This is a genomic window from Mycobacterium sp. RTGN6 (assembly GCF_033804605.1).
Taxonomy (GTDB): domain Bacteria; phylum Actinomycetota; class Actinomycetes; order Mycobacteriales; family Mycobacteriaceae; genus Mycobacterium.
Map to the genome: position 1 here is coordinate 1 of NZ_JAPZKZ010000004.1, position 15312 is coordinate 15312.

A 15312-nucleotide genomic window follows, 5' to 3' on the forward strand; every position below is an offset into this window, starting at 1 on the left:
TGGCACTGCTGGCAAGACCACACCACCTACGACCCCACCCAGCATCGCGCCCTCCAAGCACTGCTCGACAGACCCCAACCGGGAGCGGCTTGACACAGGGCAACTCATGCGTCAACGCTAGCGCGCTCCGGCTCCTTCATCCAGGGTTGATCGATGCCACCGTCGAGGCGGCCGTCGGCCTTCGCGTCGAGGAAGCGGAACAACAACACGCAGAACACCACCACGAGCATCAGCGACCAGCCGTAGGTGACCTTCATGTACTCGAAGTAGCGGCCCGTGGTCGGCCAGTGCCCCAGCAGCCAGAAATCCATCGTCATGAAGCCGTAGATGGCCAGCCAGGCCACCCAGTTGCGGAGCACTGAATTGGTGAGCACGACGGTCATCAGGAACGGGAACAGCATCATCGAGTAGTAGCCCTGACCCAGCGAAAGCACCAGGAACGAGGCGATCAACAGCACGCCCGAGGACGTCAGCATCCAGAACAGCTGATCGCGCTTGCGGTAGTACACGTACAACAGAACCAGACTGGCGAGCGCGAGGAGCCCGAAGACGATGCGCAGCAACAGGATCAGCCACGCAGGCAATCCGTAGTAGATGCCGTTGCCCAGGATGGAGCTGTTGAAGTAGTCGCGGACGGAGAAGATGTACGGGACCGTGTTCCGGACGAAGCTCATCGGGTCGCTGACCAGGAACCAACCGAAGGCGTTGAAGGCCAACGGCACCGCTAACGCGGTCACCAGCGCTCGCCACTGTCGGTTCAGCAACGGCAGCAGCAGCAACGGCGCCAGCGACGGTTTGATCGTCAGTGTCAGCCCCACCGCGACGCCTGCCAGCCACTGCCGGCTGACTCTTCCATCGAGCAGCCAGAGGAAGAACAGCACCTCGCAGAGCAGGATGCATCCGTTGATGTTGGTGAATCTCAGTGTGTTGGTGACGCTTTCGGTGCAGAACATGGCCAGCAGCAGCGCGGGCGCGGCAACCGAGGACAGTGAGAACTTGAACAGCCGCAGCAGAAAGTAGGCGGCCAGCACGATCGCGATGGTGTTGAAGGTGATGAACCAGTACCGGGAGGCGTCGACCGGCAGGTAGCCGAACGGGGCAAGCAGTAGCGTGCCGCCGGGCGGGTAGAGGTAGTGCGGGTCGACCTGATCGAAGTGCTCGTTGTAGATGTCCAGGCCGAGTTTGAAGTTGACCACCGCGCGGTAGACGGGACCGAAGTCGTCGGTGATGTAGCCGTTCGTCGCCAGCACATAGCTGCGGTGGACGACCGACAGGATCGCGATGGGCCACAGCACCGAACGCAGCACCGTCGCGGTGCTGGGCGCGGAGGTGCGGGGTCGGAATGCGCTCAGCAGTGATTCGGGTACCGCCACCAGCGCACCGTACACCGGAGCCCCGGACGGTCGGGCTAGGCGGGGCAGTACGTGTCGGTCTCCGGCAGCTTGCCGGAAGCCAGGTAGCTGATGACGGGCGTCGTGGCGCACGGCGTGTAGATGCTGGCCCCGTGGCCGACGCCCTGCCACATCACCCGGCGGTTGGAGGCGCCCGAGTTGATGATGGTGGCGGCGACGGCGGCCACGCCCTCGTTTCCTACGATCGGGTCGTTCTGGACGCCGAGCAGGAGCACCGGAACCTTCAGGTCCTTGGGGTCCTTCGGCTGGGCGCTGCTCGGCCAGCTCAGGCAGTTCGCCAGATTGAGCGCACCGACGGCGCCGAACTGTGGGTAGAGCTTGGGCCATGCCACCAAGAGTTCGCGGACCCGGTCGGGGGTGGGCCGGTTGAGCGAGTCACTGCACGAGTTGACGAACTGACCGTCCGTGAGGCGCACCGTCTCCGCCCTGCTGATCAGATTGTTCAGCCCGGTGGTGTCACCCCCACGTGCAGCGGCGAGGGTGCTGGCGAGGGCGTTGGTGGAGGCGACGCGATCACCGACGGGAAACGCGAGCGCGGTGACGATTGCGTCGGTGAGCACCGACACCGACACGCCTCCTGGTCCGCGACCGTCGCTGGCTGCGGCGAGCATGTCGCTCACCGCGCCCTTGGGGTCGGGGCCGAGCGGGCAGGCCGTGGTGGCGCACTGGCTGGCGAATGCGTCGAGCGCAGCCTGCTGACCCTTGACCCTCTGTTCGGCGGCGGCCTCGGCGGCGATGCCAAGCGGCAGCGGTGAGTCGAGCACGAGCCGGGCGAGCCTGTTCGGGTGCGACCCTGCGTACGCCAGCGCCACCTGCGCGCCGTTGCCGATGCCGAGCAAGGCGATCGTCGGGACGTCCCAGGTGCTGCGCAGTCGTTCGATGTCCTCGGCGGCGTGGGCGTTGTCGTAGGCCGAGTCGCCGGGGGCGATGGTGTCGGTGCAACTGGTCGTTGCGGTCTGCACGACGGCGCTCAGGTTGGCGACTCGGTCGTCACCGGATTCGAACTGCGCCTGCTCGAGCATCTCCTGCCGGTCGAAGTAGTCGCGGCAGTCGAGCTCACCCGAGGTTCCGATACCGCGCCGGTCGACGGCGACGATCGGGTTCGTCTTCAGAATGTCGATGCCGTTGCGGCTCAGCCACGCTGGAAGCTGCACCGAGGATGGCAGGTCCGTGCCCGTCGTCATCACCAGCGGGCCTGCATCGGACGGGGTGGCCGTGGACTGGGCCTTGACGACGCCGATGCTGACGGTGCCGTTCGCGCCGCTGATCGGATCGAGGTCGGCATCGTAGCTGGCGCACTGCAGGGTGACGCCTGCGATGGGTGGTACGGCGGCGTCGCCGAACACCCGTGACGTGCAGTCGCGCCACGTCAGGTCGTTCTTGGGAGCCGCCAGCGGCGGCGGACCCGCCTGAGGCGGGGTGGTGTTCGGCTGGCCCTGGGGGTGAGCGCCCGAGTCGGTGGCGAATCGCGGGTTGGCGGCCAATCCCGGCGCGCACCCGGCGACGACGGCCGACGCCACGACGCACAGGCTGAGGGCCCGGAGTAGCTGACGATGCCGACGCATGCTGACCACAGTAGCGATCACCGGGAGGGTGCCCGGCTCAGTCGTGCTTGACGTAGCGCGCGTAGAGGTAACCCTCTGCGTCGGTGAGCAGGTGGCTGCGCCGCATCCTGGTGTGGGCCTCGCCGACGCCCGCGGCGATGCGCCGGGCCGCTCCGCCGACCAGGATCGGCGCGATCGTTACGCACAGTTCGTCGAGCAGGTCACGCTCGATCAGCAGGCTCAACAGCGACGGTCCGCCTTCGGTGAGCACGCGGCGAAGCCCGCGCCGGTCGAGCACTTCGAGCACGGTCACCGGATCGACGCGGTCGGGCTGGTCGCCGGAGGCGTCGATGACCTCGGCGTGCGCGCCGAACCGGTGTGCGGCTTCGGCTGCGGTGTCGCGGGACGTCAGGATCAAGGGCGGTACCTCGGTGCGGGTGAAGAGTTTGGCGCCGTGCTCGAATTCGGCCCGATGGGTAATCACGGCGATGGGAGGCACCTCGGACTGTCCGCGGGACTGCCGGTCCTTGCGCTGGGCCAGGGACATCTGCGCACCCGAGTAGTTCTCGATTCGGACGGTGGACGCGCCGACCAGGATGACGTCCGCCTCCTGGCGCATGCGGGTGAAGATCGCGCGGTCTCCGAGGCCGGCAAGCCCGCCGGAGCTGCCGTCGTCGGTGGCACCGCCGTCCAGGCTGGAGATCATGTTGGCCCGCACATACGGCCGAGACAGCCCGTCGGGGTAGGAGTAGTACGCCGCCAGCCGTTCGTCGTCGTCGGGATCGAAGGCGGCGCCGACGGCCGCCAGCTCTGTGAGCTCGGTCGCAGGGTCGGCATCGGACACGGGCACCATTGCAGCACGCCGATAAAGTGCGTCCATGTCTGGGGCCAGCGGTGTCGCGCATCTGACCGATCGGCATCCGAGCGTCACCCCGGAGCGGCTCGTCGCCGGGCTCGTCCCGCCGCCGACGTTCGCGGCCGTCGACTTCGACACCTACCGCCCCGATCCAGCCGAGCCGTCGCAGGCCGCCGCAGTGGCGGCATGCCTGAACTTCTCCGCCAAGGCGGTGGAGCGCCGGGCAGGCAAGAAGAAGCTCTTCGGCAAGCGTGAGGTGCTGCCCGGGGTCGGCGTGTACCTCGACGGAGGGTTCGGCGTCGGGAAGACCCACCTGCTGGCGTCGACGTACTACCGGCTGGCCGCTGCCGGGGCCGGACCCGCGGCGTTCGCCACGTTCGGCGAGCTCACGCAGCTGGCAGGGGTGTTCGGCTTCGTCGAGTGCATCGACCTGCTCGCCGACTACGTCGTGGTGTGCATCGACGAGTTCGAACTCGACGACCCGGGCAACACGACGCTCATCTCCCGCCTGTTGTCGCAGTTGGTGGAGCGTGGCGTTTCGGTGGCCGCGACCTCCAACACGCTGCCCGAGCAACTCGGCGAGGGCCGATTCGCGGCGCAGGACTTCATGCGTGAGATCAATACGCTCGCAAGTATTTTCAGCACCGTGCGCATCGAGGGGCCCGACTACCGGCACCGCGATCTGCCGCCGGCGCCGGAGCCGCCGAGCGACGACGACGTCCGGGCCGGGGCCGCGCGGGTGGCGGGCGCGACGCTCGACGACTTCGACGACCTGTGTGCACACCTCGCGACCATGCACCCCTCGCGATACCTCGCGCTGATCGAGGGTGTGACGGAGGTGTTCGTCACCGGCGTCCACCCGCTGGACGACCAGAGCGTGGCGCTGCGGCTGGTGTCGCTGACCGACCGCTTGTACGACGCGGGCATCCCGGTGGCGGCATCCGGGGCCAAGCTCGACACCATCTTCGGTGCGGAGATGCTCGCCGGTGGCTTCCGCAAGAAGTACCTGCGTGCCACGTCGCGCCTGCTCGCGCTGAGCCACGCCGGTCGCGCTCAGTAAGCGCGCGACGGGCAGGCGGCTAAGCTGGCGGCGCCCATCAGGTCGAGGAGCGTGGCAAATGACAGCGGTTTCTTCGCTTGACGAGTTGCGCCAGGCGCTGGTAGTCGCTGGTTTGCGCGGCTTGGCCCGCACGACGCCGTGGATGGAGAGCGAGCTCGTCGGGGTCGCCGAGGTCATCCCGAAGGGTGGGGTGTGCATCGACATCGGTGCGGCGGCCGGCTTCTACACCGCGGAGCTGGCGCGGCTCGTCGGCGACGCCGGCGTCGTGCACAGCGTCGAGCCCTTGCGGTTTGCGCATGCGACCGCGTCGCGTCTGCTGGGCCTGCGCACCGGGCGCAACATCGTGCGGCACAGCGTGGCGCTCGGCGACACCGGCGACGAGCTCGTCATGAGCGTGCCGCTGCGAAAGGGTGTCCCGATCACGGGCCGGTCGTTCGTCACGCGCAATGCCTCCGGGCTGGGGTCCAATGCCGAGTTCGAGGAGCACCTGCGGGTGGTGGTCGATGGAGACACCCTCGACGGGTTCACCGCCCGGTTGGGCATCGACCGGCTCGACTTCGTCAAGATCGACGTCGAGGGTGCCGAGTTGCACGTCTTGCGCGGCGGGCAGGCCACGATCGCTGCGCTCAAGCCGGTGGTCATGGTGGAGGTGGAGGACCGACACCTCGAGCGCTTCGGAGTGAACTCGGCGCAGATCGCCGAGTGGTTCACGTCGCAGGACTACCGAATGTCGGTGTGGGACAGCGGCTCCTGGCGCCAGGTGAGCGTCGTCACCGAGCGCTACCGCAACTACCTCTTCACTCCGCCGGGCCGATAGCTTCCGCCAGCGGGCGGACCATCACGTAGTCGTGCTCCAGCCCGGTCCCCAGCCGGAACGTCTTGGTGCCGGTTGCCTCGAACCCGTGCTTGCCGTAGAACCGTTGGCCGCGTTGGTTTTCCTGATTCACCCCGAGCCAGACGCACGCGGCTCCGAGGCGACGGGCCCGCTCGAGGGTGGCCGTCATCAGCGCGGCCGAGACGCCCGCCCCATGCGCGTCGGGCAGCACGTACATCTTCGATAGCTCGATGGCGGGCCGCAGCCGGACGGCCGCCCGCACGTCGGCGTCGTCGGGGACACCGCGAATCAGCGTGGCGTAACCCAACATCCGCTCCGCGTCACGGGCCGCCAGCACCACCCGGTCCGGGTCGACGAGATTGTCGGCGAAGCGGGCGCGAGACAGGTTCGCGGCGATGAAGGCCGCCACGTTGTCCGGGGTGGCTGACGGCGGGCAGGCCAGCGGAAAGGTGCGTGCGGCGACGTCGGCGAGCTCGTCGAGGTCGGACTCGGTCGCCTCGGTGACGGAAACGGCCATGCCGCGTCAGGGCAGCGGGGTCCCTGGCTGCCAGATGTTCCACTGCGCCAGGTGCGTTCCCGTTTGCGGGTTGAGCAGCACGACGTTGGTGACCCCTGCGCGGTAGACCTGCCAATAGACGGCGCCGTTGACGGTGGCCCCGGGTGGGGCGTTCTGCAGCGCGTACTGCAAGGCGTCCGGGGCGTCTGTGTTCTTCGGCGCATACGCGTCGGCGTACGGGGTGACGCCGTTGAAGGCGAACGCGATGGACGTGATGAAGGGGTTGGGTGCCTGCACGACGTGCACGGTGACCAGCGCCTTCCACGGGCCGCCCTCGTTGCGCCAGCGCGGCGACCCGGTCGGCGTGTAGCCCGGGGGTGCGTCGGTCGGCACCACGTCGTGCACGGTGACGTCGGCGACGATGCCCTTGAACTCGACGCGCAACGTGTCACCGAGATTCCCGATGGGGTTCACCTCGGCGGCGGCCGCAGGCGCGACGAAACCGGCAACCACCGTCATCGCGGCGATCAAGGACACCAACCAGCGCATCGCTCCTCCTTTGCTGTTCCGCATGATGTCACACCGCGTCGGCGCCAGGGGAGGATCGTGGCTAGATGCCGAAGCCTCCGACTTTGTCGATGCGGATCCGGGTGAGCAGTCCCGGCGGTGAGTTGGGTGGCGGGAAGTGCTCGCTCGATCCAAGCATGGCCTCGGCCAGTTCGGTGAGCAGTTCGGGTGCGCCGCCCTCGACGATCCGCGCCGTTCCGGTGATGGACAGATACGGCGTCTGCTGGCCAGGGTGACCCTTGGACACGATGGTCAACGTGACCCGTGGGTCGCGGCGGATGTTGCGCGTCTTCTGGTACTCGGACAGGTGTGCGCTGACCAGTTCGTCACCGTCGGGCGTCGACTGCAGCGCGACCCAGATCAGGGAAACCTGGGGGCTACCGTCGGGGTTGAGGGTGACCAGAGTGGCGTCGGCGCCTGAGCCGATGAACGCGCGAGCAGAATCGTCGAATCTCATGTCGTGTTTCTACCGCTGCATGGCCCGTTTCATTCCCGCTTCGGATCGGTGAGGGACTGCAGCATGTCGACGACGCCGGTCTCGATCCGCTCCTTGTCCACCCCGAGGGTGTGCAGCGGGCCGTCTTCGGCCTCCGTCTCGAGCAAGGCAAGCAAGATGTGTTCGGTGCCGATGTAATTGTGGCCCAAGCGAAGTGCTTCGCGGAACGTCAGTTCGAGCACCTTTCGTGCGGCGCCGCTGAAGGGGATCAGCGCGGGCATCTTGGCGGACCGCTCCGGCAACGTGACGACCTCGGCGGCGGCCGCGGCGTCGACGCCGGCGCCCGCCAGCAATCGTGCGGCCAACGAGTCGGGGTCGGAGAAGAGCGCGAGCAGGATGTGCGCCGGCTGGATCTCGTCGTTGCCCGCCGCGTGCGCGTTGTTCTGGGCACCGACGACCACGCTGCGAGCGCGTGGGGTGAACCGGCTGAAGCCGTCATTCGGATCGATCGGGTCGGCTTGCGCCTTGGGCACGAAGCGCTTCTGGGCAGCCTGCTTGGTGACGCCCATGCACTTGCCGATCTCGGTCCAGGAGGCGCCGGACCGGCGGGCCTGGTCGACGAAGTGGCCGATGAGGTGGTCGGCGACCTCACCGAGGGCCTCGCCGGCGAGCACCGCGTCGATGAGCTGTTCGAGCGGCTCGTCGTGAACCTTCTTGATGGCGGTGATCAGGTCGTCGAGTCGGACGGGGTTGGACAGTTTGACGGGCTCGGTCATGCGTCAACCATAGGTTGACGAATCCTGATCGTCAACCTTGGGTTGACGCAGTGATCTAGCCGCGGGGATAGCCGCGCTTGACCGTCCGGTCGAGGATGCCCAACGTCGCGCGTAGTGCGCCTTCGGAGATGACGGGGAAGATGCCCGCGTCGCGCCAGTGCTGGTCGATCCCGGACCAGTCGTAGAACGACGTGACTACGGTGCTCTTGCCGTCGTCGCCGGGATCAAGTCGGTAGCCATACACATGCCCGATCTGCGGCTTGATCTGGCCGAGGATGGTCCAGGCGATGACCCGGTCCCGCTCGAAGTCGCAAATCTTGACCGTGACGTCGTACTCGCCGAGCGGAAAGTCGTTGAGCGCCTCCCGATCCATGTGGATGACGAAGCTGTCGTCGACCGCCGACACCGATTCGCCATCGGCGTCCTGGAGCATCCCCGACGCGTCGATCGCGACGTGCCCGTACGGGTCGCACAACACCATGAAGATGTCGGCCGCTGGGGCGTCGATGGTGCGCTGGACTTCGATCCGCTCGCTCATGCTGACGATGGTGTCAGGAGCGGCGACGCGTCGTGCGAAATTGCTGCTAGCGCCAGCAACCGTCGTCGGTTACGTTACGGCGATGAGCGATCCGGGGGTGCTCGGACAAACCGCGGCGGGGACCGCGGACGTGCTGCAGGGCGGATACTTCCGCGACATGCTCGTTGCGGAACGGCAAGGGGTGCTCAACGACCTCGTCAAGTCCAGGGCCGAACTGGCCGACCAGGCGGATACCGGGGGCGCCATCGTGCTCGGCAGGCTCCACGACGACGTGCTGGCAAAGGAACACCAACTCGACCACCTCGACGCGCTGATCTCCGCCCTCGACGAGCGCTTCGCGTCACATTGGGCGGGTGGCTAGGCGCTGAGGATCAAGGCGTCGGCGGAGCGGCTGGCGCCGGTGCGGGCGCCGCCGGTGCCTGCCCCATACCGCCTGCCAGCCCGTTGAGGGCGCCGAGCAGGATTTGCGCTTGCAGGTTGCCGACCCCGGCCGGAGGGGCCGCGTCGGTCAACGCCCACGCTTGGCAGCCTCGGGTCTTGAACGTCGCATCCGTCGGCGCGATCGCGATGATCTGAGCCTTGTGGCTGATGGCGTTGTCGATCGTGGTGCCTGCGGCATCCGCGCGTCGCCAAGAACACGTTCCGTCGCCGACGGGTCCGGCTGAGCTGTAGTTGCCAGGCGCGATGTCCTTGCCGACGGTGTACAAGCCGTCGGCGTCGATCGTCGTCTTGGGCGCCGGTGGGGGAGCCGGGGGTGGATCGGCGTGCGCGACACCTGCCGCGCCCCAGTAGGCGAAGGCGAAAGTCGCGGCCACCGCCGCCGTCTTGACCGACCTCACGAGCACAGTTTAGCTCAGCTACGCGAATGGTCGGTTTTTGGTTCTTGTCGGCGGTGAGATCTCCTGCATCCGCGCAACGGTCCGGGTCAGTCCGATGGCTGCGGCGTGGTGGGCCATGGCCGCGTTCACTTCCCGCTGTACCGCGTGGAGCGGCAGCGTCAGCTGGGCCTGCAGGTGGTCGAGTGCCGGATCGTCGACGTCACCCGAGTCCTCGACCGCTTCGAGAACGTCGTGCAGGTGGCAGATGAGCAGGTACAGCGGATCCTCGGCGATCGCCGAAGGGTCGAGCTCATCGTGCCGGTACCTGTCCAGCAGCAGGCTGGAGTCGAGGTAGCAGGGGTTGACCGGCGCGACGCGGTGCGCGACCAGCCACTCGGCGAGCACCGTGTTGGTGTACCGCACCTGGCTCGCGAGTTCGTCGGCGCGCGTGCGCAGCGTGCGGGCCGCGCGCACCAACTCGTCGTCGGTGTCCTCAAAGGTGACGACCTCGACCAGCAGGCTTGGAGAATTCACCAGCCGGCGCGTGCGATCGCCACGCAACACGTAGCCGGCCAGGCTCCACCGCACGGAGTCCAGGTAGTCGAAGGCTCCGTCCCGCCCGTCGCCGGGACGACCCGCCTCGGAGATCAAGCCGAGTTCGTCGGCCACGTCAGACATGTCCGACAGCTCCCGTGCGAGTTGGTCGGCCGGCGCGGGGGTGCACCGTGGCCGGGCCGGGGTGGCTGGCGCAGGCGACGGCCGCTGCCCGCGCACGCGGACGACGGCGCCGACGAGCATGAGCGCGAAGAAACCGTTCCTCACCGCGCTCTGGGCGAGCGCGACCCAACTCCAGCCGCCTGTCGACAAGGCGATGAGTTCTTCGCCGACGGCGGCGGCCGACGCGGCGACGACCGCGGTGACGACGAGTTTCGACGTCCGTTCGCCTCGCAGCGACCTCCGCAGTCCAACCATGGTGACCATCTGTGCCCCTTGGGATTTCGCCGTCGTCTGGTCAGTCGTTGGCGGTGATCGCCGCGGTGGTCCACGCGGGAAGCACCGGCGCCTTGGTGAATCCGTGGTCGCCCTGGCCGATGCTGCGCAGCAGCGCTTGCATCCGCACGATGCAGCACCCCATCCGGACCATCGCGAAGGTCTCGTACCAGTCGAGGTCGACGAGTGGCCGACCGATCAGTTCCTGGTAGCGCTCGATGAGGCGGGCGCGGGTGTCGAAGCCGGGCAACTCGGGATCCAGGTTCAGTCCGTGGACTTCGAGCATCTGCCGTCGGGTGCCCAGCCACCACGCGAAGTCGACTTCGGCGGGACACCAGCAGGCCTGCTCCCAGTCGAGCACGCCGATGATCGTGCCGTCGTCGTCGAAGATCGCGTTGGACAGCCGCGCGTCGCCCCAGCACAGCACCAGGTCGTCGGTGTCCTCGGGCTGGCGGCGGCGCAGCCAGTCGAACGCCGCGGTCATGACGCCGGGCACGTGCCCATCGGTGCCCCACTCGACGTACTCGCGCCACCAGTTCAGTTCGGCGGTGTTGCCGACTCCCGTCGGCCGTACCAGCCATGGGGCTTCTGACCGTGGAACACGCTGCAGCCCAACGAGTGTCTCGAGGAAGGAGTCGTGGGCACGGCGCTGAACCTCGGGCCCGGCCCCGTGCAACCAGCCGCGCGTCGCGTACGAGGTGTCCGACGGCGTGTGGCCGACGATGCGGGGCATGACGAGGAACTTCGAGCCGATCCACGCGTCGTCGGGTTCGTAGTGGATGGGCGATGGCGTGGCGATGCCGTAGGTGTGAAGGAGTTCCTGTGTGCGCGTCTGCCCAAGCAGGTCGTACTCGGCGAAGATCCCCCCGCCGGACGGCGGGATGCGCACCACGTACTCGTCGACGGTTCCGTCGGTGCGCTGCGCCGAGAACTTCAGGCTTTCGCTCGACCATCCCGAGGCGCGGTTGGCCGCTTCGAGCTCGGACAGCGTCACCGGCTCTCCGAACTTCTGCTCGAACCAGTCGCCCAGCCGAGCTCGGGTGCCCGGGAGATCACGTTGGGCGAGTGTGATGCCTGCCATACCGCCTAGATTTACATATCGCCACCGTGATGTAAAGCGAATCGATGTTTACGTATGACTACTCAGATGTAATACACTCGGTTGGCTCGTGACCCGAGCCGCACTCCCGGAAGGGGGCTCCGTGAGCTCTGTGGAACCGCTCGTCTTCGGCGACGTGGACGACGTCGCATTGCCGCTAGCGGTACTGGTGCACGGCTTCCCGGACACGCCCCACACGTGGCGTCACCTCGGGCCTCGGCTCGCAGAGCGCGGGTATCGGGTGGTCGCCCCGTGGCTTCCTGGCTACGACGCACCGGCGCAGAAGCCCATCAGTGTCGGTACCTACGTGCGCCACGTGCTGGCGGTGCGCAACCAGTTCCACGGTGACGAGCGGGCGCTGCTGGTGGGGCACGACTGGGGCGCTAACGCCGGCTACGGCGTCACCGTCACCGAGCCGGCCGCGTTCGGCCGGTTCGTGGCGCTCGCGGTCCCGCCGACCGCGGCACTCGGCATGGGACTGTTCCGGTACGCACAGTTGCGACGGTCGTTCTACATCTGGTTCATCCAACAGGTGGGGTTGGCCGAATCTGCGCTGCTCGAACCTGGTTTCTGGGAAGCGTTGTGGGCGGATTGGTCGCCCGGCTACGACCCATCCGAGGACGTCGCCGTGCTCAGGCGGCATGTCACGGCCGAGACCATCACCGGTGTCGTCGGACCGTATCGGGCGTCGTTCAACCCCGCGTACGCCGATCCGGAGGCGGCCGACGAGGCGGTGGCCACGCTGAGCCCACCCCCGGTTCCGACGCTGTACCTCCACGGTGCCCGCGACGGAGCGATCGGAGCCGAACTGCTCGGCGACGTGGCGGCTCAGCTACCGACGCCCGGTTCTGCGTTCGAGCTCATCGACGGCGTAGGTCACTTCCTGCACCTCGAACAACCGGAAGCGTTGTGGGTGAAGGTCTCTGGTTGGCTCGACGGCTAGCTGGCCGTTGCTGCGGCGCGGATGGCGCGACGCTTGCGCTGAGGCAACCCCGCCGCGTGCCGCAGTTCGGCGAGGTACTGGTCAGAATCGCCCGCGCCGAGCAGGAAGTGGCAGACGGCGATGCGCACCACCGCCGCAGCGGCGATGTCTGCGTGCTCGCCCGGGATGATCCGGCGGATGCGTTCCTGCAGCACGGGTAGCAGCCGTTTCGTCTGCGCCAGCACGTGTTCGGGCTCGACGTCCACCATCGAACTCACCGAGTACTCGTGCTGGAAGTCGACGATGAACTGCAGGGCGGCGTCGAGTCGGTCAGGTCCGCGCAGCCCGGCCATCGCGGCGGCGATGCCTGCGTCGAAGTTGTCCTGTTCGTAGAGCCCGAATGCGTCGAGCAACCCATCCTTGGAGCCGAAGTACCGGTACAACGTGGGCCGCGAGACCCCAGCTTCGGAGGCCACGTCGGACAACTGCAGTTTGCGAAGTCCACTGCGAGCGAGCACGACGAACGTCGCAGCGAGTATGCGCTTGCGAGTCGACTGCTCAACGTCGGCGGGCATCGGTCGAACCACCATCCAATCCTTTACATCTATAGACCATAATGTCACACTGACGTCGTCCGTGTCTGCCGTAGCGTTCGCGCCGTCGTGAGACACCGGACCGCGTCGACGTTAGGGCGTACCCGGCCCGAATCCGGTCCTACGACGCTCACCCGCGACGTGGCTGAGACATTCAGGGGAAGGTGCGACTGCGATGACGGACCTGGTGGTTCGCAAGATCGGCTGGGAGTTCGACGCGAGCGTTCCGTTCCTGTGGCAGCCGGCCAATCCGAACTTCAGCATCTTCTGCAATGCGTTCACGTTCATCGCCGTGCCGTTCGAGAAGTACATCATCGACGCGGTCCGCAAGGCTCAGCACGAGTTCGACACGGATGACCGCGTGGCCGCCGAAGCCGAGGCATTCCTCCGTCAGGAGGCGCAGCACGCCGCGGCCCACCGCAAGCACATGCTGGCGCTCATCGCGCGCTACCCCGCCCTGGAGAAGTGCTACGACGACGCGGTGGCCGCCTACGACGAACTCCTCGAGCGGTACCCCGCCGAATATCACTGGGCCTACATCGCCAACCTCGAAGCCACCTTCACTCCGCTGTTCAAGGTCGTGCTGGACAACCGGGAGGCGTTGTTCGGCGAGGGCGACCGGCGCGTCGGCTCATTGATGATGTGGCACTTCGTCGAGGAGATCGAGCACCGCAGTTCGGGGCTGACGCTCTACCGCCACCTGCGAGCCGGACCCTGGCACCGGGTGAAGCACATTTCCAGCACCTTCAAGCACGTCGGCGACATGGCCGAGAAGATCGCCAGAACCTTCGACGAGGTCATCCCCTTCGAAGAACGCGGCGCGTCCGCCGAGGCGCTCATGTCGATCAAGCTGCTGGTCGGCGAATTCAAGTACCGCGGACCGGGCGGCGCCCGCCGGCGATCCCGGGAAGGCGGTCCGCCGACGCTGTTCAGTGCCGTGCCGACAAGGGATTTGGCCACCATGGTGTGGCGGTTGCTGTTGTCGCAGACTCCACATCACGACCCGGCCGATCAGCCGTTGCCGTCGAGCGCCGATACCTGGATGCGCGAATACGAGAGGGGTACCGACATGACGACGTACTTCGGCCAGGCTCCTGCCAGCGTTCCGCCGAGTGCTGGGCATGACCACTGAACGCGCCGACGACGGGGGCGTTCGCGTGACTGCCACGGCCCCAGTCGAATTCGACCCGTTCTCCGAAGACTTCTTCAACGGCCCATTCGAGACGTATCGCCGGCTGCGCGACGAAGCGCCCGCGTACTACTCCGAGAAGTACGGCTTCTGGGCGCTGTCGCGCTACGACGACGTCGCTCCCGCCATCAAGGACTGCGACACCTACTCCTCGGCAAGGGGCGTCAGCCTCGACATGTTCTTGGACGAGCCGAACCCGGACATGCCCGACCTGGTCATCATGATGGACCCGCCGGACCACACCAAGATGCGCAAGCTCGTCAACAAGGTGTTCACTCCGCGTTCCGTCGCGGCCCTCGAGCCGATGATTCGCGCCAAGATCACCGAGTGCGCCGACCGCCTCGATCCGAAATCCTTTGACGCCGTTGCGGACTTCTCGGCGTTGTTCCCCGTCGAGATCATCACCACGATGCTGGGAGTGCCGCAGGCCGACCGCCAGCAGATTCGACACTGGCTGGACAGGACACTGACGCGCGCGCCAGGAGACTACCGCCCGTCAGCCGACGGCATGGCCGCCACCATCGAATCTGGCATGTACTACTACGACCTCGTTCAGAAGCGGCGCGCCGCTCCGCAGGACGACATGATCAGCGAGTTGACGCAGGTCGAGGTCGAACGCGACGACGGTGGCGTCGCCAAGCTGACCGACATCGAGATCACCGGGTTCCTGTCACTCTTGGGCGGTGCCGGGGCCGAGACCGTCACCAAACTGGTGGCCAGCGCTCTGGTCATCCTGTCCGAGCGGCGTGACCAGTGGCGCATGCTGCAGGAGGACCGCAACCTAATCCCCAACGCCTTCGAAGAGGTGCTGCGGTTCGAGGGGCCGGTGGGCTACTTGATCCGATACAGCATGCGCGAGGTGGAGATTCACGGGCGCACCATTCCGAAAAACGTTCCGGTGATGCTGGTTACGGGGTCGGCGACGCGTGACGAGCGGGCGTTCCCCGACCCCGACACCTTCGACATCCGACGCAAGCTTGGCGGATTCAACCTCGGCTTCGGCTATGGCGCCCACAGCTGTCTCGGCGCGGCGCTCGCCCGCATGGAGGGGCGCATCGCGCTGGAACTCCTGCTCGACCGGATACCACGCTTCGAGGTCGACCATTCGGCGTTGCGGCGGGTCAACATGACCAACGTGATGGGGTACTCGAATGTCCCCGTCCGCGTGAACAACTGAAGAG

General features: G+C 67.1%; 18 protein-coding genes. 6 read left to right on the forward strand and 12 right to left on the reverse strand.

The features are described from left to right. Nucleotides 1-104: 104 nt before the first annotated feature. From aftC to SLQ33_RS10830, 3 genes are read right to left on the reverse strand one after another with little or no spacing between them, the layout of a single operon-like run. A complete protein-coding gene (aftC, locus tag SLQ33_RS10820) occupies nucleotides 105-1388 on the reverse strand; it encodes an arabinofuranan 3-O-arabinosyltransferase (RefSeq protein ID WP_319453844.1) in 1284 nt (427 codons plus the stop codon). A gap of 20 nt (nucleotides 1389-1408) precedes the next feature. Next, nucleotides 1409-2977: an alpha/beta hydrolase gene (locus SLQ33_RS10825; protein ID WP_319453845.1), complete on the reverse strand. Its 1569-nt coding sequence runs from the start codon at nucleotides 2975-2977 to the stop codon at nucleotides 1409-1411. A gap of 37 nt (nucleotides 2978-3014) precedes the next feature. Continuing rightward, complete coding sequence (locus tag SLQ33_RS10830) at nucleotides 3015-3809, reverse strand: pyrimidine reductase family protein (RefSeq protein ID WP_319453846.1); 795 nt, start codon at nucleotides 3807-3809, stop codon at nucleotides 3015-3017. Between the two features lie 25 nt (nucleotides 3810-3834). Here SLQ33_RS10830 and zapE point away from each other — a divergent pair, with 25 nt between their 5' ends. Beyond that, on the forward strand, nucleotides 3835-4872 hold the full coding sequence (zapE, locus tag SLQ33_RS10835) for a cell division protein ZapE (protein ID WP_319453847.1): 1038 nt from the start codon (nucleotides 3835-3837) through the stop codon (nucleotides 4870-4872). Between the two features lie 58 nt (nucleotides 4873-4930). Beyond that, nucleotides 4931-5689, forward strand: a complete 759-nt coding sequence (locus SLQ33_RS10840) for an FkbM family methyltransferase (RefSeq protein ID WP_319453848.1) — start codon at nucleotides 4931-4933, stop codon at nucleotides 5687-5689. On the opposite strand, the gene SLQ33_RS10845 is transcribed toward SLQ33_RS10840, so the two are convergent. The 5 genes from SLQ33_RS10845 to SLQ33_RS10865 form a co-directional block, all read right to left on the reverse strand. Beyond that, nucleotides 5670-6224 carry an N-acetyltransferase gene (locus tag SLQ33_RS10845; protein ID WP_319453849.1) on the reverse strand — a complete coding sequence of 185 codons (555 nt, stop codon included), beginning with the start codon at nucleotides 6222-6224 and terminating at the stop codon, nucleotides 5670-5672. The two genes, SLQ33_RS10840 and SLQ33_RS10845, sit on opposite strands and share 20 nt — an antisense overlap. 6 nt (nucleotides 6225-6230) lie before the next feature. Then, on the reverse strand, nucleotides 6231-6752 hold the full coding sequence (locus SLQ33_RS10850) for a hypothetical protein (RefSeq protein WP_319453850.1): 522 nt from the start codon (nucleotides 6750-6752) through the stop codon (nucleotides 6231-6233). A 61-nt stretch (nucleotides 6753-6813) separates the two neighbouring features. Next, nucleotides 6814-7227, reverse strand: a complete 414-nt coding sequence (locus SLQ33_RS10855; protein WP_319453851.1) for a PPOX class F420-dependent oxidoreductase — start codon at nucleotides 7225-7227, stop codon at nucleotides 6814-6816. A gap of 29 nt (nucleotides 7228-7256) precedes the next feature. Continuing rightward, nucleotides 7257-7982, reverse strand: a complete 726-nt coding sequence (locus SLQ33_RS10860; RefSeq protein WP_319453852.1) for a Clp protease N-terminal domain-containing protein — start codon at nucleotides 7980-7982, stop codon at nucleotides 7257-7259. Nucleotides 7983-8037: 55 nt separating this feature from the next. Beyond that, the gene (locus SLQ33_RS10865) at nucleotides 8038-8520 is read right to left on the reverse strand and encodes a polyketide cyclase (protein WP_319453853.1); all 483 of its coding nucleotides are present in this window, start codon (nucleotides 8518-8520) and stop codon (nucleotides 8038-8040) included. A gap of 82 nt (nucleotides 8521-8602) precedes the next feature. Here SLQ33_RS10865 and SLQ33_RS10870 point away from each other — a divergent pair, with 82 nt between their 5' ends. Beyond that, nucleotides 8603-8881, forward strand: coding sequence for a hypothetical protein (locus SLQ33_RS10870; RefSeq protein ID WP_319453854.1), 279 nt, complete (start codon nucleotides 8603-8605; stop codon nucleotides 8879-8881). Between the two features lie 10 nt (nucleotides 8882-8891). Here SLQ33_RS10870 and SLQ33_RS10875 read toward each other — a convergent pair whose 3' ends face one another. Genes SLQ33_RS10875 through SLQ33_RS10885 form a run of 3 tightly spaced genes read right to left on the reverse strand, consistent with a single transcriptional unit; the run spans nucleotide 8892 to nucleotide 11409 of the window. Then, nucleotides 8892-9359, reverse strand: a complete 468-nt coding sequence (locus tag SLQ33_RS10875; RefSeq protein WP_319453855.1) for a hypothetical protein — start codon at nucleotides 9357-9359, stop codon at nucleotides 8892-8894. An 18-nt stretch (nucleotides 9360-9377) separates the two neighbouring features. Further along, a complete protein-coding gene (locus SLQ33_RS10880) occupies nucleotides 9378-10319 on the reverse strand; it encodes a hypothetical protein (protein WP_319453856.1) in 942 nt (313 codons plus the stop codon). Between the two features lie 31 nt (nucleotides 10320-10350). Further along, on the reverse strand, nucleotides 10351-11409 hold the full coding sequence (locus tag SLQ33_RS10885) for a phosphotransferase family protein (RefSeq protein ID WP_319453857.1): 1059 nt from the start codon (nucleotides 11407-11409) through the stop codon (nucleotides 10351-10353). Between the two features lie 121 nt (nucleotides 11410-11530). Between SLQ33_RS10885 and SLQ33_RS10890 the strand changes: the two genes are divergently transcribed. Then, nucleotides 11531-12370 carry an alpha/beta hydrolase gene (locus SLQ33_RS10890; protein WP_319453858.1) on the forward strand — a complete coding sequence of 280 codons (840 nt, stop codon included), beginning with the start codon at nucleotides 11531-11533 and terminating at the stop codon, nucleotides 12368-12370. Here SLQ33_RS10890 and SLQ33_RS10895 read toward each other — a convergent pair. Further along, nucleotides 12367-12924, reverse strand: coding sequence for a TetR/AcrR family transcriptional regulator (locus tag SLQ33_RS10895; protein ID WP_319453859.1), 558 nt, complete (start codon nucleotides 12922-12924; stop codon nucleotides 12367-12369). The two genes, SLQ33_RS10890 and SLQ33_RS10895, sit on opposite strands and share 4 nt — an antisense overlap. A gap of 193 nt (nucleotides 12925-13117) precedes the next feature. On the opposite strand from SLQ33_RS10895, the gene SLQ33_RS10900 reads away from it, so the two are divergent. Together SLQ33_RS10900 and SLQ33_RS10905 are read left to right on the forward strand one after the other, a co-directional pair. Beyond that, a complete protein-coding gene (locus SLQ33_RS10900) occupies nucleotides 13118-14074 on the forward strand; it encodes a metal-dependent hydrolase (protein WP_319453860.1) in 957 nt (318 codons plus the stop codon). Further along, nucleotides 14064-15308 carry a cytochrome P450 gene (locus SLQ33_RS10905; protein ID WP_319453861.1) on the forward strand — a complete coding sequence of 415 codons (1245 nt, stop codon included), beginning with the start codon at nucleotides 14064-14066 and terminating at the stop codon, nucleotides 15306-15308. The genes SLQ33_RS10900 and SLQ33_RS10905 overlap by 11 nt, the downstream gene beginning before the upstream one ends. The last annotated feature ends 4 nt before the right edge of the window (nucleotides 15309-15312 follow it).